We start from the raw sequence: 18,997 nt of genomic DNA on the forward strand, positions 1-18,997 counted from the left end.
CTTGTGCGTGCGATTGGAGCCAAGCGACTATTCGGTCGTACGTGACGAAGGCGAAGATCCCAGGCTCACCCACGGTTGTGGCCGGAGGGGTGTCGGGCGACTTCGCCTTGCTTCGAACCGGATGGCCATCCGGTTCGAGGCTCAGTCGCTTCCATCGCACAAAGTCCTCTGCGTGCAGATACAAGGGGTTAACCTCGAAGAGTCAGTGTCGGAGAAAATAACGTGCTGATTCATCGGACTTTAGGGCCGAGCTTGTTGGTCGCTCGATAAAAAGCATGATTTTAGGCGGAAGCTGTCCTGCATGCAATTTCAGCACTTGTTTACCCAATTCCTTGTCTGCTTCCGTGAGACGATGGTTCAGGCGAAGGTAGTCGGTCCAGGTCGGCGTGCGGAATGTCTCTATCCATTGCATAGGCTCCTGAAGGTTGCGCTGGAGAGTCCAATGACGAGCGCCGACGCGACTGTGCACATGCCGGCGCGCCCGCATGAGTTCCAGGAATGCTTCGCGATTTTCCTCGGGCACTAGGTACTCGACTTTGACCACGATGGGACCGCTTCTTGGCTTGAGATTGAGGGCGACTGCCGGTGCGTCGAAGTCCTCCAAAGCATCTGGATCGGATTCGCGGCGCTCGCGAAGGGGAAACAGGAGGCCCGTGGCGGCGACCAGCAGAAGGGCTCCAGCGGAGCCCTCCAGTGCCAAGGTCAGTGAATGGTTCTGGGCCACCGTGCCCCACACCCAACTGCCCGCTGCGATGCCGCCATCGATCAATGCATAGTAAATCGAGATGGTGCGCCCCACGACCCAGCGCGGGCTTGCCAGTTGCACGGTCACGCCGACCCCGGACCAGGCGGTGACCCAGCCCGCGCCACCCATGGCGAGTGCAATTGCCGCCACTGCAATCGAAGAAGTCAGCGCAAGCGAAAGGGAGCATGCCGCGCAGGCGACGCATGCGAGCGTCATCAGCCGCTCTTGTGACAAGCTCCGTCTGAACACGCTGTTCGAGATGCCGGCGAAGACGGCGCCTGTCCCGAATCCGGCCATGAGCGTGCCATAGGCGAGCGGTCCGCCTCCCAGCTGGTCGCGGACAACCAGCGGCAGCAGCGCGAGAATGGCGATGCTCGCCAGACCAAAGAGGGTTCCGCGAGTGATCGCCGTCTTAATCTCCGACGACATCGCCGTGAAGCGTAGCCCGTCATAGATCGCCGTCCTCATCGACTCACGTGGGAGAGGTGATGAGCGAACCATCCACTTGCAGCGCCATATGGTTACCAAAGGGACCAGATAGGTAAGACTGGTTACGGCGAAAGCCGTCATCAGCCCAAAAGAGGCAACTACTATGCCACCGAGCGCCGGGCCTACGGTCCGAACAGTGTTGAAGCCAACGGAGAGGAGCGTGACGGCGGCGGGAACGTCGCGTCGGTTCACCATATCGCCAACCGAGGCCTGCCAGGCTGGATCGTGGAGAGCGCCGCCGCATGCGATCAAGAAGCTGAAGCCGAGGATCATCCACGGATCGACAAAGCCCAGCACCACAAAAGCCGTCAGCATCGCAGATGCCAATACCATAAGGCACCGGCCGGCGAACATGACCCGGCGCCGGCTGAAATTATCAGCCAAGGCCCCGGCGAAGACGGATAAGATGAACGCTGGCAGGTTTGAAGAAGCCTGAACCAGCGCGACCATCAGATCGGAAGTCGAAATCGTAGCCATCAGCCAGCTGATGGCAACAGTCTGCATCAACCAGCCGAGCGAGCTGACCTGCGTGGCGAACCAGATTGAACGAAAGCTCGGATTTCTGAGGGGCGCAAATGCTCCTGGCGAATTTGGATCGGCGACTTGGTCCGCAAGACTGCTCATCAATCTAACTCTTGCCTATGAGCCAGTTTTACATTGCTCCGACAGCCAGCAGCCGCCCAACCCGTTGAAGGTCCGAATCGGCCAATGTGCGCAAATAGTTACAACGCCCGGCAGGAGATTGAACTCGCTGCCGGGCCGATGCGCCTTGGGAGGAGGCGTAGTTGGAACCTTTGTGAAGACTTGGAACCAGCCGCATCAGGCCAGCCTACACTTACAATATGAGGATCAGACCACTCCAGGATTTTAGTGCATTGAATGGGTACTCTTCCAGCAATCCTCGCCAACAAATGCAGGAGATCGGCGTCGAGCTCCTAAATCTGCATAATATCGGTGATTCGCGGGCGAGCAGTGCAGTGGGCACATTCTCCAAGCTAAACGCTGAACGGGCTTTTTGCTTCTCAAATCGCCATAACAGGGAGAGATGGGCAAATACTACTTCAATATGCTCCCAAGGACGCTGAGTTGACTGCAGCCTCAGCAGAGCTCTCCGCGTGCCTTTTTGCGGCTCCCCGCGGTGCTCGCGCCCGCCGCGCCTGCAAAGGCTTTCCTCAACAGTCGTTCAGTTCGAGCAGCCTTTGCCAACTCTGACTCAAAAGCTGCCCGACTGGATTGACGGCCTCAGCTTCTTCGGCGGGTCACTGAGGCGATCCGTCTGCTACAACCTGGTGTGGCCAAGGCGCTGTGGTTCGCGCCGACGCTGAACGCGACCGTTGCGACAATGACCGAGCAGTACGACACTGCCATATTGATCGCTGGGAAGCGCGCGAAGGGTAAATTCAACTTGCCCACCACCGCGATCAAATGTGCGCCGGGTAATGGCGCCGCTAACAGGATCGACCACCGGAACCGGTTACCGGCAGAGTCGGTCTGCATCCGGGAATTGCAGGGCCATCCTGTGTATAGGCTTAAATTGCGCTATTCTTCTCTACTGTGACAGGCGGGAGCCGCCGTCGACGGGGATCACTGCGCCCGAGACGTAGAACGCGTCGTCCGAAGCAGGAAGGCGATCACCGCCGCCTGCTCCTCCGGCGAGGAGACGCGCTCGAGCGGATTGGCGCGACCATCAGGCGTTGGTAGCTGCGTACGTGCAGCGCTCGAGTCATGTCGGTGGGGACCACGCCGGGCGCCACCGCATTCACGGTTATACCCTACAGGCCCTGCTCGCCGGCCTGCTGGAGCGTGAGATACGCGATCCCGGCCTTGGCCACCGAATAGCCTACCGTTCCGGGATAGCCCGTAAGCCCGAGGATCGAGCTGACATTAATGATCCGCCCGCCCGGCTGGCGCATCCGCGGCCGCAACTCGCGGGTCAGGCTGATGACTGCACGCAAGTTGATATCGATCAGCGGGAACAAAAGGCATCGTCAGTATCGGCGAGCGACTTCGAACCGCCAATGCCGGCATTGTTCACGAGGACGTCGAGCGTCTCGATCCTTGCGGCATCCAAGGCGGCCAGAACCCGCCCTGCGGCGTCGGGCATGGCCAGATCGCAGACGAGCGCCGTCTGGCCAAGGCCCGCAGCTGTGTCGTGCACTTTATCCAGAACATCCACTAGCAACACCCACGCCTCTTCCGAGCCAAGCCACGCCGCTGTTGCGGCACCGATCCCGCGCGCCGCGCCGGTGACGACGACAGTGTTTCTGACCGGAGCTTAGGCAAGGCTGCCTCCGTCGACCGTAAGCGCGGCGCCGATGGTGAAGCCCGCCGCATCGTCCAGCAGATAGCCGACAGCTGTCGCCACCTCGGACGGCAACCCCATTCGGCCCATCGGATGCGCAGCGATGATCTTCGTCCGGCGCTCGACCTGTGCCGCTTCTCCCCGGGCGAAGGCGACGCCGGCCTCGGCCAACGGCTGGCGATGGTTCCGGGGCAGACACAGTTTGCGCGGATATTTCTGCCGCGTGGTTCAGCGCCAGCGTGCGAGTCATCATCACAACCGCCGCCTTGGTCACCGAATAGATCGGCACGTCCTTCGAGGCCTGCAGACCAGCAGTCGAGCTGAAGAGCACCACCGATCCGCGGCCAAGCTCGCGCATCTGCGGGATGCAGCTTGCAGATTCGCCAAATGGCCCCGACGTTGAAGCTGAACATGGCTTCGTACCCTTCACGTCTATCAGCCGCTTCATCGCACCGTAATGCCAGCGGCCGCGACCAAGCCCTCAACCGGCCGGCCAAAGCTCTCGCGGGCGAGGTCGACCAGCCCTTCCAGCATCGCCGGATCGGTCACGTCGCAGACAACTCAACGGGCACCAGGACAGGCGGCCAGAGTTTGGTCCAGAGCCTCTTGCGACAGGTCAGCCAACACCAAATCCGCTCCACCCGCCGCCAGCAGTTTGGCACTGGCCGGGCCAAGCGCGCCACCCGCCGGTAATCAGCACCGTTTTTCCGGCAAAGGTCGTGTCAATCAAGATTGTAGTCCTCCTCCAAGATAAGAACTCCCACTGTACCCGCTCTGAAAGCGAATACCGGACAGCGGATGATCCGCGTCATTCCAAATCCATTGGTGACCGCCGCAACGGTCGAGGCGCAGGACGGCTTGCGCCGCCCCAAGAACACCGCACTCTACCGGCGTTCCTGTCTGAGAGTTTTCAGAGACATGAGGACGCACGCTCGGCGACCTGATGATGTGTGGCGAACCAAACGTCACCCTTTGCTTTGGCGCGTCGAATTAATTCTTCTACGATCCAGATCCGTGAGCGATATCCAATGACGTGTGGATGCAGAGTCAGCTGAAATAAATCGGCATCTTGATAGGCCCCTTCGAACTCCCGAATAAATACAGAAAGCACGTCGTCGACTGATAAATCTGGCCGTGAAGACCCATCGGGACTCATCCAAAGATAAGTGGCATCGTCTCGAATCCATTCGACCGGTATTTCAATCACTCCCGTGGGTTCCTCGTCTTCCAGCAGCTCATAGCAACTATCATCGGCCATAAGGGATGAGTCGTATGTCAATCCGGTTTCACGTATGATCCGTAGAGTTGCGTCGGAAAAATCCCAGGAAGGCGTTCGAATTCCCGTCGGGCGTTTGGAAGTGATTTTTTCAAGAGTGTCGGCACTCCTCATCATTAAAGAGCGCTCGCTCTCTGCGCTCAGTTCCGAGTTTAGCTCGTGTATCCAGCCGTGCATGCCAATTTCATGGCCTTCATCGACAACTGCGCGTTGCTCGTCTGGATACAACTGAGCGATCACAGCGGGAACGAAAAAACTCGCCGGAACGTCGTACTTTCTCAAGAGTTCCAAAGCCCGAGGCATCCCTCGTCGGCTCCCGTACTGACCCCAGGATAATCTGCTTAGCGATCGCCCTCCCCTGCGCAATTCGTTCGACTCATGATCGACGTCGAACGAGATGGCGAAGGCACAGCGTTTACCGCCGGGCCACATTGGTCTTAGTGCCTTGCCCGCTCTGACTTTGTTGATGCGCCGCCGCCAATGGCTTTCAGGCCATTCCCAGGGATTGAGTGCGGTCGAATTGGCCACCAGTTCCTCCTGAGCAGTGTCTGCATTGAATTCCGCCGAAAACTCAATGAGCGGAACGCGGCACCAGCTCAGCTGGCAGCCCCGCAAGCCGATCAGGCCGTCGCTTGAGTTTGCGCCTTGATTACGACAAGATGGCCCAACTCATTCAGATTTTCTCACTCTCGCGAACAAGCTCATCCATAACCGAGCGCACGGCGCTTTCTGCGATTGCAACAATCTCCTCCGCCTCAGCTTTGGTTGTAACCAGCGGCGGAGCAAAGCCCAAAATGTCCCCGTGCGGCATGGCCCGAGCGATAAGACCACGGTCACGGGCGGCCTTCGAGATTCGCGCACCTACCTTGAGCGCCGGATCGAAACGCTTCCGATTGTCGCGATCGGCAACGAACTCGATTGCGCCCATAAGACCGACGCCCCGCACTTCGCCGACGATCGGCAACTGCGCGAACCTCTCCTGCAACTGCGCCTGGAAAAACGCGCCGACGTCACGCGCATTGCCGGGGAGGTCTTCTTTCTCGACAATATCGAGGACCGCGTTGGCCGCGGCGGCGCCGATCGGATGACCAGAGTAGGTGTAGCCGTGCGAGAATGCCCCGACCTTGTCGGCTCCATCCTCCAGGACTTTATACACCTTCTCACCGACGATTGCCGCTGAAAGCGGGAAGTAGGCCGACGTCAAACCTTTAGCGATCGTGATGAGGTCTGGCTCGATGCCATAGTGCTGTGAGCCGAACATGGAACCGGTGCGGCCGAACCCTGTGATCACTTCATCGGCAATCAGCAGCACATCATGTTTTTTGAGGACCGTCTGTACCGCTTCCCAATAGCCTTCCGGCGGAGGCGTGATACCACCTGTGCCGAGGACGGGCTCGCCAATGAAGGCGCCGACGTTGTCCGGGCCGAGCCGCTCGATCAACTGATCAAGCTCGGCGGCGCGGCGAGCGGAGAATTCGCGCTCGGTTTCGCCCGGGGTTGCGCCCCAGTAATGATGTGGAACACCCGTGTGAACAATCTGCGGAAGTGGCAGGTCCATGTGGTCGTGATAAAAGCTCATGCCCGTCATCGAGCCCGACACGACGCTGCAGCCGTGATAGCCGCGTTCACGGGAGATGATCTTCTTTTTGGTCGGCTTGCCACGCAGGTTGTTGTAGTACCAAACAAGCTTGGCCTGGGTCTCGTTCGCATCCGAGCCGGACATGCCATAGAACACCTTGCTCATCTTGCCCGGCGCCATCTTCACAAGGCGATCGGAGAGGATCGCAAGCTCGTCGGTCGTGTGCGCCGCATAGGAGTGGTAATACGCCAAGCGATAGGCCTGACGCGAGATCGCATCGGCGACTTCCGTGCGGCCATACCCGACATTGACGCAGTATAGGCCGGCAAAGCCATCGATAAATTGGTTGCCATGCGCGTCCTGGATGCGGATCCCCTTCCCTGTCACCACGATCGTTGGGTCGCCGAGCTTGCCAGTGGCGAAATCTTTAAGCTGAGTGAAAGGATGCAAGACCGAGTTGCGGTCCTTTTCGGTGATCTCTTTGATGTTGATGGTCATTGAATGCTTCCTTTCAGGCCGCGATGTTGCCGATGCAGAGGTATTTGGGTTCGAGATATTCGATAAGACCGTGCCTTGAGCCCTCGCGACCAAGGCCGGATTGTTTCCAGCCGCCGAACGGAATGCCCGGCCCCGTAAATTTTGGAGTATTCACGGCAACCATGCCATATTCGAGCCGGTCGGAGAGCCGCATGGCTCGGTTGAGATCTTGGGTATAGACGTAGGCCGCAAGTCCCATCTCGGAATTGTTGGCTCGCGCGACCACCTCCCGTTCGTCGTCGAAGGGCAGGATTGCAGCGACAGGTCCAAACGTTTCGTCCTTCGCAATCACCATGTCATCGGTCACATTAGCAAGCACGGCCGGCGTGACGAAGTTCCCGCCAAGCGAATTGTGCTGTGCGCCTGCTACCATTCGAGCCCCGGCTGCTAGAGCCTCAGAAACCTGGTGCCTGCATTTGTCAGCACCAGACGTCTTTGTCATCGGACCGATGTCGACACCTGGCTCCAATCCGTGCCCGACCTTTAGTTTACTGGTGGCCTCGGCAAATTTTTCCGTAAAATGCTCGTAAATCTCTCGCTGCACATAAATCCGGTTTGCCGCGAGACAGTCCTGACCGGATGTCGCGAACTTGGCTGCCATGCAACCGGCGACCGCAGCGTTGATCGGCGCATCGCCGAAAAGGATGAAAGGAGCATTGCCGCCAAGTTCGAGCGAGACTTTCTTCACTGTCTTCGCGGATTGCTCGAGAAGGATTCTGCCGACCTCGGTGGAGCCCGTAAAAGAGAACGCACGCACGTGGGTATGCAACAACAGCCGTTTGGCAAGTGGCGGAGCTTCGCCCGTGATCACCTGAAACACGCCGGGCGGAATGCCAGCATCCCCGGCAAGGCGGGCAAGCGCGAGGGCCGACAGTGGCGTTTCGGGTGCCGGCTTTACAATCATTGTGCAGCCAGCGGCCAGTGCAGCTCCAGCCTTTCTGGTGATCATTGCCGCTGGGAAGTTCCATGGCGTAATGGCGACAGTCACCCCGATCGGCTGCAAATGCACGGCCAGCCTGCTTGCGGGGAGATGGCTGGGAATCGTTTCGCCGTAAGCCCGCTCCCCTTCCCCTGCAAACCAATCTAAAAAGCCGGCAGCGTATGAAACTTCGCCGCGGGCTTCAGCAATCGGTTTTCCTTGCTCGGCCGTTATGATGACAGCCAGGTCTTCGGCGCTCTCCCGCATGCCTGCCGCCCATTTCCGCAGATATGCACCACGCTGTAACGGAAGCATGTCGCGCCACTTGAGGAACGCTGCTCTTGCGCAATGGACCGCGTCGTCAACGTCGGCGTCTGCGCAAGCCGCAACTTGAGCGATCTCGTCACCGCTGGCAGGATCAAACACGGCAAGAGTATCTGATTTGGAGAGCCAGGCGCCGTTCAGATACGCATCACCACGCAAAAGGTCTGGCCGTTTGAGCCTGCGTAATGCCGTGATTGACGTACCCCTCATCTAAGACTCCAATGGTATGCTGATGCCTTTAGGTTATTGCTGCCACAGCGCCGATCGGCAGCGCAGTTGATGCCCCTTTAGCTGCATTCCTGCAAACAGCAGCCAATTCGCGTAGAATTGGACACGGCTCACAACTTCACTTGCCAGGAGGCTTAGCGACCGCGAGCGAAGGTCGCGCTGGTCGCCGGCGGCGCGGAAAGTAGTTGGTTCCAGCGCCGATCTCCCGATCCCGAGTTCCCGATCTGGCCTCGTGGCATTAAGTTCTCGACCGACACCGATCAGGCGCACTGACGCAGGCGCAACCGCCTCGAATCTTAGACGGAACTCGCCGCAAGGCTACTTTCGTCCGGCACTGTGCAGGGTGACCGCGACCGCTTCAGACACGATGGCATCGCGGACGACTTCATTCGGAAGGAGGTCTTGGGGTCCCGAAATTGAGGTCCCCGCGATAACCCAGACATTCACTTGGTGAAGTGGTGAAGTCGCACGAAACAGCAGAAAAGGATGAAGCGAGCCCCGGGCAAAAGGCGAGCTTCGCTGCCGAGCCATCTATCGGGAACAACGTGTGCTGATGTCGCGACGTGTTGCACGGACGGGGCGGACCATACTCGCGTTCCCACCGGCGCGCAGGGTTGGCAAGAGCCCGCTTCAGGCGCGCGTAAACTCGTCCTCAATGCTCCTCAAAAGCTAAGTCCTCTTGCGTCATCCGCGCATTTGTAGAATGGGGCAACGTTCACGCCGCGCTCGCGTCACAGGTGGCTCATTTCGGCCTACGGATCTTAATCTCCGCTGATGCAGAGAACTCATGTGCTAGGCGAGATTCTCCTGTCCCAGAGGTTGGGCATGCCGCACCTCTCAGACAGCGCCGTCCTTAAGCTAGATCCGTTCATCCGCTCGCCGCAGAAACAAATTTCAACCGGCTTCGAACGGACCCAGTGAGATCGCAAAACGATTTGGGTCACATCCAAATCACCTAGTCCACGACGATCAAGCGGCGATCAACATCTGCCAATCGCTCACCGCCCCTTTCGGTTACAATAAATGATTCAGAGATGGCGGCGCCGAACCCTTCGAGCCTAACCCCCGACTGAAAATGGAAGCACATTCCTGGTTGTAGGATGGTCTTGTCGCCCGCGCGAATACTAACCGTGCGTTCGCCCCATTCCGGCGGGAAGTTGAGTCCGATTGAATAGCCGGAGCGGCCTATCTTGATATACCCGTTCCGCTTGAGGATATCTTGCCACACCGCATTAAGCTCCTCAACGACGGTACCAGGCTTTGCCATCTCGAGCACAGCATCCCCGCCTTCCACTATAACCTCAGCAAGACGCGAGACCTCTGCGGGTGGCTTTCCGATGTGGACGGTGCGGCACAGCGGCGCACAGTAGCGGCGTCGGGTGGCGCCGAACTCCATGAGAACCAGGCCAGAGGTCGGCAAGGGCTCCTCGGTCCAACTGAGGTGCGGAGCGTTCGTTTGTTCGCTAGTCTGGATAAGAGGAGGACCGCTAGAGTCGCCATATTTACCGTCCACCCCTCGTGTCTGGGCCCGGTACACCTCCGCGACGACCTCATGTTGCGGCACTCCAGGCCTTAGGTTAGCGATTGCCGTCTGCATCGTATGCGTTGCAAGGTGGCCCGCTTCTCTCATGTAGACTAGTTCAAGGTCAGATTTTATAAGCCGTGCCCAATTGACTAATTCGCGGCTATCAGAGAATTTTGCATTCGGAAGGCCTTTGACGAGATGTTGATGTGCTCGGGCAGTATAGAAGTGGGCGTTAAGCTCGACACCGATTCGATCAGATCCCCAGCCGCGCGAATTGATAAGCTCGCAAAGATCGTCAAATGGATGTAATTCTGGATGTTGAAGTCTATGATCGGAAAATGAGCTTATATTTTCTCTAGGCAGATCCGTCGTTATATAAGCGGAATTTACATCGACGAAACGTCCGAACCAGAGGGGCATGTCCGACTGGAGATGCACTAAGACCACCTGAGGCACGTAGAACGAATAGCCGTCAAAGCCGGTAAGCCAATACATATTCGCGGGATCCTGGCAGATCAGCAAGTCCAGCCCCGCTCGCTCCATCCGCTGCTTCACGTCATGAACACGACGCCGAAACTCCTCGGGCGGAAATGGCTTCTCATATTTCATCTCGTCGAGTCCTTCAAAACAGGCATTCCTCGAACGGATCAGGCATTCGTCCTGTCCGCATACTTTCTCTTCGTATCACGTCACAAGAGGCTGTTTTCCCCGAGGATTTCTTCTTGTCGCGGAAAATCTGCATTTCCTAGGCACTTGCCGTACGTTATCCGCATATGAGCGCCAAATTTTCGGTGGCTCTGCGTCTCCGGTGGAAGATCATGCCCTCCCTATGGTGAAGACGCACTCTGCCTGTCGCAACAGAATTTCAAGCACGGGCGGCAAGATCTACGTGGGAAGCGCCGACGAGACCAGCGAAGATCGGGACGTTGCGGCCGCCACGCTCATGCAGCATCCGGGGCGTCCGCGGCCCAATGGACGGGGTTTGAGCACCCCCATCAGGCCGGCCACTCCTAATATGTGAGCATGATTCTCTGGTACAAATCAGCAGCCTTGGTCAGTTGATCGATTTCAACGAACTCGTTGTTCGTATGGGCTTGGGCAGTACGCCCGGGTCCGATAATCACACACGGGATCCCAGCCAATGACAGCTGATTTGCATCCGAGCCGCCGGTGGCTCCCTTCTGCTCTCCGGTCCCCGCGACGTGGGCACAAGCCGCTCCTGCGACTGCTGCAATTTTGCTCGACCCGGAACTGATTGGAGGCGGGTCTTCCAATGCGGGAAGCAATGACCGAACATTGATCTTGTCTTCGCCCTGGCGAAGGCCTTCCAGTATGCTTTCTACCTCCGCCAACGCGTCCTGCGGCCGCTCCCCGGGTATGAGACGCCGATCGACCCAGATACGGCATACCGGCGGTACAGTGGTAAGTTCCAAACCTCCTTCGATGAGGCTCACGGTCAGCTGTGATGACCCTACCAATGGGTGCTGCGCCCGAGACACAAGGGATCGATGGTGCTCATCAAGTGCCAATACCACCTTGGCCATGCCCGTGATCGCGTTCACTCCGAGATGAGGCTTCGACGTATGAGCCGGTACACCCTGAACCTCGATTTGCCAGCGGACAGAACCCATGTGAGCTACAACGAGCTCTAATTCGGTGGGTTCACCGACTACCGCACCCTCATAAGCGACACCGGAATCGGCTATAGCGCGGGCGCCAAGTTTGCGGTACTCTTCGTCAATGCTGGCTGCCACAACAACCGTGGCCCGGGGCTGCCGTTCACCAAGTGAGCTAAGCGCAATCAACATAGCTGCAAGTGAGCCTTTTGTGTCGCAGCTACCTCGCCCATATATTCGCCCGTCCCGTTGCTCACCCGAGAATGGATCTGATTCCCACCTATCGATAGGAACGGTATCCATATGAGCAATGAATAGAATACGCCTATCGGGTTCTTTCCCAGGTACCCAGGTCAGGAAATTCGAGCGACCATCGGCCACCTCCTGTATCCCGTAAGCCAGCTTCCGCTCCTTGCAAAAACCCTCGAGGAACTTGGCTACACCTTGCTCTCCACTACCTTTTGGCGACAGCGATGGATTGATGCTCTCGATCTTTATAAGATCTTGGAGAAGTCCGATAGTCTCGGCGCTCTGGGTCGACATGTACTCTCCTGTGTGCATGAACTAGCCGTGTCGCTCTTACTTCGACCAGCTCTTGGCCAGATTGATTACGCGATCGACTTCATCGGCGGTGTTGTAAAGATGCAGGGAAAACCGGAGCATGCCTCTGCGTATTGAGACGATTACCCCGTTCTTCGTGAAATGCTCGTGAAGCGACCGAATGCGGGCGTCGACTGGGCGCCCTTCAACAAGATCGCTGGAATCGCCAACGGCTACGATACTTCCAGTGTGAGCGCCTGGTGGCCCGCCGCAGACCGGAAGCCCGATATCTAAGAGACCAGTGGCCATACGTTTTGCGAGTGAGGTAACGCTCTGGTCGATCGCCTCGGTTCCGATATCAAGTAGCTGGCCCATTGATGCATATGCAGCCAACATGCCAGGGAAGTTGTAATGCCCGATATCAAAGCGGGGCGCGCCAGAGCGCAACTTTACAAAACTAGGTACCGGAGCTGATTCTGGCGCGTTTCCGAAATCTACGCTGAAGCGCGCAAGATAGGCCGGGCTCAGCCGATCGGCCCATTCTTTACGGCAATATAAAAAACCCGATCCATAAAGACCCATCAAACCCTTCACAGTGGACACTGCTACACCGTCTACGCCAAGTCGATTGACGTCGGTGTGGAGTATCCCAACAGATTGCGTCGCGTCCGCCAAAAGAAATGCACCGTAGTGCCTACAGGCTTCGGATATCTGCTCCATGACGGTCCGAAACCCCGGAACCATCGTCACCGTCGCCAAGGCAACAACGCGGGTATGAGAATCAATCGCCTTTACGAATGCATCAGGGGGAATTGAGCCGTTATCCGGCTCTACGACTCGCAACTCGACATTGTAGCGGTCTCTGATCTGAATCCATGGCAAGATATTATTTGCGTGTTCCAATTTTGGGCATAGAACGACGTTGTCTCCATCTCTCCAATCGATCGCATTAGCGATGATGTTGATGCCTTCCGATGCATTCTTGGTAATTGCAATTTCATCGTGATCTGAATTGATAAATTGTGCGAACCTAGCGCGAGTACGCTCGACGTGTTCGAGCATTCTTTCTTCGTCGTTTAGGCCATGCAGCCGATTGTTCAAATGAGGCTCGATTGAAGCCAATGTTGTGCTTGATATGAGGCCCTGGTTCGCGACATCCATGTAGATGGCGTTTGCTGTGGCTGGAAACTCCTTTCGGAGGATGTCCAAGGGAAGCATATGGCTTTCTCTCCTGGGAGTGCGGACGGCGGTTGAGCTACCTTGTTCAGGCGATCGTTCCGGCAAGGGTAAGAATGCCGCCAGACTGGTCTGCGCTGACCTGCCCATTTTACACGGTGCTCGTGCCGACTTTGGTCTAACATTCGGTCTCCCACGCCGCATTCCTGCGCCAAACCGCGATTCACGCAGAGATCGCGAGCCATTCTCGCGGATCACTGAAGCGTCTCGACGGAATGCAGCTGCAACAACTGCCTCACGAGAGATCAATTTGGGTAATTCTCAGACCGCGGATAGGGCTTCTTACCAGTGCTTGGAGCGACGTTAGCCTGACTGAGCCGACGACCTTCTCCTCCAGCCCCACACCCATGCGGATCATAGTTCACTCGCGGCCGACGCGCGAGGGCCGTAAGGCATCCGAAAGCCGGGGCCGGTTCATAGCCTGACTCTCATGGTCTCCGATTTATGCTGCAACGCCGACACCCTTGGTGATGTCGCTCCCTAACACGCTTGCCTCGAACTGATGCGAGCGTGCTGCAACTCATGTTTTCTGCGCCTGAGCAACGAGATCGGTAGGATCTTTTCGACCGGGGATCGCCCCCACCCGATCGAATCTGCCGTTCTTGCGCTGGCCCGCAACTGCTCACCAGCAACGCCCATCGATTCAGCGGCACCCCTCAGATAGTTATACTATGCCGGTATTGTGCGCAGATGGCGAAAGAAACGCCGATTTTCTGCGACTTGGACCGACTTTAGCGCCGAGAGGGCGTTTGGCACTTGCTACATTTTGGACGTACGGACTGGCGGCCTTGGCATTGGCCGATATCATCATGAGCAGAGATTGTGAATGGATCTGGATCGAATTGACCGGAAGATTCTCAACGTCGTGCAGCGCAACAATCGCCTTACGACAGAGGAATTGGGCGAACTTGCCGGACTATCGGCTACCGCTTGTCAGCGGAGATTAAAGCGACTTCGAGACGCTGGCGTCATCGAAGCGGACGTTGCCATAGTTTCACCGGAAGCCGTCGGTCGGCCCCTGCTCCTGCTGGTATCCATCACTCTCGAGCGCGATCGCGCCGATATCATCGATCGTTTCAAGCAGGCAATTCGGCGGACGCCTGAGATCATGAACGCTTACTACGTTACGGGTGAAGCGGATTTTATTATTACGGTCTCTGCTCAGGACATGGCCGAGTACGAGGCGTTTACCCGTCGTTTTTTTTACGAACATCTTGAAGTAAAGGGGTTCAAGACAATCGTTGTAATGGATCGGATCAAGGCGTCGTTTGCTCTGCCAATTGCTGAAGAGTAGCCTTCAAAAGAGCCCGCCCAGGCAACCACCACGCGCCTTCCGCGGGTCGCAGTTGTCCCGCACTTCTGAATGTCGGCTGTCCTATTTTGAATGGTCCCGCATATATACCAGGGCACCTCCTCTCAGCCTGCAGGTGTTATGCGCCAATGACCAAAAAACGATGATATTCTGCGGGACCAAGGCGCCCTTCGCGCAACCAAGCTCTTTGGCACTTGCTACATTCTGGGCGGAGCGGAATTCAGGATTGTCGGTCCCCGGCTAATTGGAGCGGCTTCAGTCGGCGGAATAGCTGGGGTGCCTACGTCGCACAGAGGATGCTGTGCTCCCGGCAGCGCGGAAACGGGTCTCCCGGCTCTCGCAAGGACAAAGCGTGAAATTCGCCTGCAACCGGCAAGAAAGGAAAGTCCCCGTGGCAATTCTCAATAGCGTCGCAGAGTTTCTCCCCGAGATAGTGGCTTGGCGCCGGGACATCCATGCACATCCCGAACTGGGCTTCGACATCCCCCGTACTTCGGCATTTGTCGCCGAGCGCCTGCGCGAATTCGGCTGCGACGCCGTCGCGACCGGCATCGGCAAAACCGGCGTCGTTGGCGTCATCAAGGGCAACGGCGTCGTGAGCGACGGTAACCCAAAGGTTATCGGATTGCGCGCTGACATGGATGCGCTGCCGATCAACGAAGCGACCGATCTGCCCTATGCGTCCAAGAACAAGGGCTTGATGCATGCGTGTGGGCATGACGGCCACACCGCGATGCTGTTGGGTGCCGCGCGCTATCTTGCCGATACTCGGAATTTCGCTGGAACGGCGGTCATGATCTTCCAACCTGCCGAGGAGATCGGTACCGGCGCCGTTGCCATGCTAGATGACGGTTTGATGGAGCGGTTCGGCATCGAGCACATCTACGGAATGCACAATCGTCCGGGCTTGCCGGTAGGTGTCTTCGGAATCCGGCAAGGTCCAGTGATGGCGGCAACTGATAGCATAGAAATTAGCATTGAAGGGCGAGGGGGGCACCCTGGAAGGCCTCATGAATGCATCGATCCGATTCTGGTCGGCGCTCAGCTTGTGACGGCCCTGCAGCATATCCTGGCTCAGAACATTGACCCTGTCGACTCGGCAGGAATTTCGTTCCACCAGTTCCAGTCCGGGCAGAGACTAGTCCCCGTCGTTCCGCAAACAGCGGAGTTGGTGGGCACCATGCGGACGCTAAAGCCGGAGGTGCGCAAGTTCGTGAAGGAGCGGGTGGGCGAAGTGGTCGCCGGCATCGCCCAGATAACCGGCGCGAAGATAGATATTAAATTTCAGAGCTTCGACGCAATTCTCTTCAATGAGGTCCAGCAGACCGACCTTGCGAGAAGCGCGGCCAAGGGCGTGGCCGGTGAAAACAATGTGCTCGAGACGCCACCGGTAATGGGGGGGGAAGATTTCTCCTTCCTGGCGCAGGCGCGGCCGGGTGCTTTCGTCTGGTGCGGGAACGGTGACAGCGCCGGCCTGCATCACCCTGCCTACAATTTCAACGACGAGGCGATTCCTTATGGAACATCGTACTGGATCAAGCTCGTAGAGAACACGTTGGGATCCCGTCCGACGTCTTGATGATCGGTCTGACAAGGGCCGCAGAACGAATGAATAACTGCCGTCTTATGCCAGGCTTGAATGTAGCGGACCTCGTAAAATGAAAACTCGTTCATCCGTGCCAACATCTCTTGAGGGTCTGTCGGCGTGCGAATGCCTGGAACTCTACCGAAGGCGGCAGCTCTCGCCTGTTGAAGTCGTCGATGACTGTCTCAGCCGCATCGACGCCAACAACCCGGCGCTGAACGCATTTTGCCTCGTCGACCACGAAGGGGCCAGGTCTGCTGCCCGGGCCTCGGAGGGTCGATGGATGAAGGGGGAACCAGCCGGAGTACTAGATGGCATTCCGGCCACCATCAAAGACCTCACCTTGACACGAGGCTGGCCGACAAGACGTGGCTCATTGTCCGGCAGCACCGAGGGACCCTGGACTGAAGACGCCCCTGTTCCAGCCCGTATCCGTGAGACCGGTGGCGTTATCCTGGGCAAGACAACCACTCCAGAATTTGGCTGGAAAGGGGTAACAGACAGCCCGGTCTACGGGATCACCCGCAATCCCTGGAATCCTGACCTGACACCAGGCGGGTCGTCGGGAGGGGCGGCAGTTGCGGCTGCGCTCAACCTTGGCTTTCTTCATCAGGGTAGCGACGGCGGGGGATCAATCCGGATACCGGCGAGCTTCACGGGGACCTTCGGCTTCAAGCCAACCTTCGGCATCGTTCCGCAATGGCCAGCTAGCGCCATGACAACGCTGTCTCATTTGGGGCCGGTGACCCGCACCGTTGCGGATGCGATCCTGATGATGAATGTGATTGCACGAAAGGACGCTCGCGATGGCTATGCGGGTCCGGCGTACCTAGGTCTCGACCCCGATCCAGCAAAGACCACCATCAGGGGCCTGCGGATCGGCTACAGTCGGAACCTCGGCTATGTCAAGGTGGCGCGAGATATCCAAAACGTTACCGATAATGCGATCGACCAGCTTCGAGCTCTTGGGGCCGAGGTGGCCGAAGTCAATCCGGGATTTGCGGATCCGGTGGAGGTGTTTTCTACATTCTGGTTCGCTGGCGCCGCCCGTATTGTGTCACGAATGAACAAACAGCAAAGACAATTACTAGATCCTGGCTTTCTGGAAGGTGCCGAACGCGGGCTGAAGATCACCCTTACCGAATTTCAGGAAGCTGAGGCGATGCGGTTCGAGCTCTCCGCTCTGATGGCGAAGTTCCACGAAAATTACGATCTCTTGGTCACACCGACGATGCCTATCGCGCCGTTCCCCGTCGGGCGAAATGTGCCGGATGATAGTTACAAGGGGTGGGTGGACTGGACGCCCTTCACCTACCCTTTCAACTTGACCCAGCAACCAGCAGCATCGATTCCATCGGGCCTGGATGATCAAGGGCTGCCCGTCGGGCTACAACTGGTCGGCGCGCGCTATTCCGACACCTCCGTCCTAGCCGCGGCATATACGATCGAAAGTCGCCTGGGGCTTCCTTCTTTCGCGAGGAGCAGATTCCACGCTGCCACCCCTTAAAACTTGAGACTGCCGCGCTCAAGCACCTGACGGCCTCCAAGCGGTCAAGCCACGGACGCGAATGTCATTCGATAAAGGGGCGCGGCGTCATAGATGGGCAGTCCTGTCCTACGACGGATTGCTGACGTCACCATCGGGGACAATGTACATTCAAATAGGAGTGCGTCAATCTTGGGATGTGCGGCGCGAAGTCGCGACACAGACTGCAACCCGGGGACTCCATTTCGGTAACACTAGCCGGCCGCGTATTACCTTCGATGCCGCCGATGGCTACTCTTGCCCCTGCGGATGAATCCATGCCCAGCAGCTCTTCGCCGCAGTGTCTTGAGTCTGCGGCCAGACGGCGAGCTTTGCGCCGGCCGGAAGCTGCCGGAGGAGCGTGGGCGCCAGTAGCAGGCTCGACATGGCCACGGGAAGTTTGACAGACGTGGCCAGTGCAGCCTGGCACCAGATACTGAAGCCGCAGTCCCTGGTTATCGCGACGGCTCCGCGCTCAACCAACCGCCTGGCAGCTGCAATGTAGGCCGGCTCGAGAGAGGCATCGCCAGGACTGACCCTCTCCGCCAAAGCCCCGGCCGCGGTCTCTATTATAATTGGGAAGTCGAAGTTGCCGGGTTGAAGACCGACCCCGATGCGGTGGCGGAAATTCACCAGGGCGCAAGTCCGATCTCCAGCCTGTGATTTTTGCAACACTGGCCATCCAATGAGGATCCAACTGCCGTCTGATCGTGACAATTCAGCTGCGTCAAATGCCTTTGCCGCCAAGATGGCGCGTATCGTCAGGTTGTGCTGACCAAGCTGGGACGCTCTACGAGCGCAGGAATCCTGCATTCGCCTGACGCTTCCGGCTCGGTTGCAAGGCTCGGGAATAGTAATGACGAAACAGTGGATCAGCACGCCGTAAGCCCAGTGCAAAAAATGCGGGCTTCGTGCCGAACCTTTTTTTGGAACGGCGGGCGCGGATCTCATCATTGAGATTACCGGAAAGCCTGTCCGGACTTTTCCGAAGCCGCACTGTTATCCTGTTCGAGAGCGACGCATCGATGGTTCCTTTCCCCGCCTCATCGACAAGCTCACCCGTGTCCACTTGGCTCATCCACGACGACTTCGGCAACCATGCTCTCTCCGATCAGCAGCGCTTCCACCTCTTCGAAAATCGTCGAGGAGCGCTATCAGAGAAAATCCACCCTGATCACCGCCCAGGTCCCCGTGGCAAGCTGGCACGACCTTATTAACGACAGCACGGTCGCCGACGCTATACACGACCGCTCGTGCAC

Annotated in this window: 12 protein-coding genes and 3 pseudogenes; 5 read left to right on the plus strand and 10 right to left on the minus strand. The window is 57.8% G+C overall.

Features of this window, described 5'->3' with window-relative positions:
- Positions 1-202: 202 nt before the first annotated feature.
- On the minus strand, positions 203-1,858 hold the full coding sequence (locus EN969_RS01780; RefSeq protein WP_063169321.1) for an MFS transporter: 1,656 nt from the start codon (positions 1,856-1,858) through the stop codon (positions 203-205).
- Positions 1,859-2,439: 581 nt separating this feature from the next.
- Between EN969_RS01780 and EN969_RS35775 the strand changes: the two are divergent.
- A pseudogene (locus EN969_RS35775) lies at positions 2,440-2,606 on the plus strand (IS21 family transposase); the annotation flags it as partial.
- A 400-nt stretch (positions 2,607-3,006) separates the two neighbouring features.
- Here the strand turns inward: EN969_RS35775 and EN969_RS36570 are convergent.
- From EN969_RS36570 to EN969_RS01825, 9 genes and pseudogenes are all read right to left on the minus strand, one after another.
- A complete protein-coding gene (locus tag EN969_RS36570) occupies positions 3,007-3,213 on the minus strand; it encodes an SDR family oxidoreductase (protein ID WP_199489648.1) in 207 nt (68 codons plus the stop codon).
- A pseudogene (locus EN969_RS36575) lies at positions 3,201-3,482 on the minus strand (SDR family NAD(P)-dependent oxidoreductase); the annotation flags it as partial. The gene EN969_RS36570 and the pseudogene EN969_RS36575, both read right to left, overlap by 13 nt.
- Before the next feature lie 27 nt (positions 3,483-3,509).
- Entirely contained in the window at positions 3,510-3,707 is a 198-nt protein-coding gene (locus tag EN969_RS36580; protein ID WP_063169323.1) for an SDR family oxidoreductase, read from the minus strand.
- Between the two features lie 739 nt (positions 3,708-4,446).
- Positions 4,447-5,340 (minus strand): polysaccharide deacetylase, encoded by an 894-nt coding sequence (locus EN969_RS01800; protein WP_224570030.1) that lies wholly within the window; start codon positions 5,338-5,340, stop codon positions 4,447-4,449.
- 145 nt (positions 5,341-5,485) lie between these two features.
- A complete protein-coding gene (locus EN969_RS01805; protein WP_063169325.1) occupies positions 5,486-6,889 on the minus strand; it encodes an aspartate aminotransferase family protein in 1,404 nt (467 codons plus the stop codon).
- A 13-nt stretch (positions 6,890-6,902) separates the two neighbouring features.
- Positions 6,903-8,381 carry an NAD-dependent succinate-semialdehyde dehydrogenase gene (locus tag EN969_RS01810; protein ID WP_063169326.1) on the minus strand — a complete coding sequence of 493 codons (1,479 nt, stop codon included), beginning with the start codon at positions 8,379-8,381 and terminating at the stop codon, positions 6,903-6,905.
- A gap of 973 nt (positions 8,382-9,354) precedes the next feature.
- Positions 9,355-10,533 (minus strand): Xaa-Pro peptidase family protein, encoded by a 1,179-nt coding sequence (locus tag EN969_RS01815; RefSeq protein ID WP_063169327.1) that lies wholly within the window; start codon positions 10,531-10,533, stop codon positions 9,355-9,357.
- A gap of 401 nt (positions 10,534-10,934) precedes the next feature.
- Complete coding sequence (locus EN969_RS01820; RefSeq protein ID WP_063169328.1) at positions 10,935-12,083, minus strand: M20 family metallopeptidase; 1,149 nt, start codon at positions 12,081-12,083, stop codon at positions 10,935-10,937.
- A gap of 36 nt (positions 12,084-12,119) precedes the next feature.
- Complete coding sequence (locus EN969_RS01825) at positions 12,120-13,298, minus strand: aminotransferase class V-fold PLP-dependent enzyme (protein WP_063169329.1); 1,179 nt, start codon at positions 13,296-13,298, stop codon at positions 12,120-12,122.
- A gap of 844 nt (positions 13,299-14,142) precedes the next feature.
- Here EN969_RS01825 and EN969_RS01830 point away from each other — a divergent pair.
- From EN969_RS01830 to EN969_RS01850, 4 genes and pseudogenes are all read left to right on the plus strand, one after another.
- Positions 14,143-14,610 (plus strand): Lrp/AsnC family transcriptional regulator, encoded by a 468-nt coding sequence (locus EN969_RS01830; protein ID WP_063169330.1) that lies wholly within the window; start codon positions 14,143-14,145, stop codon positions 14,608-14,610.
- Between the two features lie 409 nt (positions 14,611-15,019).
- Positions 15,020-16,207 carry a M20 aminoacylase family protein gene (locus EN969_RS01835; protein ID WP_063169331.1) on the plus strand — a complete coding sequence of 396 codons (1,188 nt, stop codon included), beginning with the start codon at positions 15,020-15,022 and terminating at the stop codon, positions 16,205-16,207.
- Positions 16,208-16,286: 79 nt separating this feature from the next.
- A complete protein-coding gene (locus tag EN969_RS01840; RefSeq protein ID WP_063169332.1) occupies positions 16,287-17,720 on the plus strand; it encodes an amidase in 1,434 nt (477 codons plus the stop codon).
- A gap of 1,036 nt (positions 17,721-18,756) precedes the next feature.
- Positions 18,757-18,997, plus strand: a pseudogene (locus EN969_RS01850) (ATP-binding protein); the annotation flags it as partial.

It is taken from the genome of Mesorhizobium sp. M7A.F.Ca.CA.003.01.2.1, assembly GCF_003998945.1.
Classification (GTDB): domain Bacteria; phylum Pseudomonadota; class Alphaproteobacteria; order Rhizobiales; family Rhizobiaceae; genus Mesorhizobium; species Mesorhizobium ciceri.

Bases quoted from the DNA above. Each gene is read 5' to 3' on its own strand.
- EN969_RS01815 (WP_063169327.1), bottom strand. From the start codon at position 10,533: ATGAAATATGAGAAGCCATTTCCGCCCGAGGAGTTTCGGCGTCGTGTT.
- EN969_RS01805 (WP_063169325.1), bottom strand. From the start codon at position 6,889: ATGACCATCAACATCAAAGAGATCACCGAAAAGGACCGCAACTCGGTC.
- EN969_RS01820 (WP_063169328.1), bottom strand. From the start codon at position 12,083: ATGTCGACCCAGAGCGCCGAGACTATCGGACTTCTCCAAGATCTTATA.
- EN969_RS01830 (WP_063169330.1), top strand. From the start codon at position 14,143: ATGGATCTGGATCGAATTGACCGGAAGATTCTCAACGTCGTGCAGCGC.
- EN969_RS01840 (WP_063169332.1), top strand. From the start codon at position 16,287: ATGAAAACTCGTTCATCCGTGCCAACATCTCTTGAGGGTCTGTCGGCG.
- EN969_RS01780 (WP_063169321.1), bottom strand. From the start codon at position 1,858: ATGAGCAGTCTTGCGGACCAAGTCGCCGATCCAAATTCGCCAGGAGCA.
- EN969_RS01810 (WP_063169326.1), bottom strand. From the start codon at position 8,381: ATGAGGGGTACGTCAATCACGGCATTACGCAGGCTCAAACGGCCAGAC.
- EN969_RS01825 (WP_063169329.1), bottom strand. From the start codon at position 13,298: ATGCTTCCCTTGGACATCCTCCGAAAGGAGTTTCCAGCCACAGCAAAC.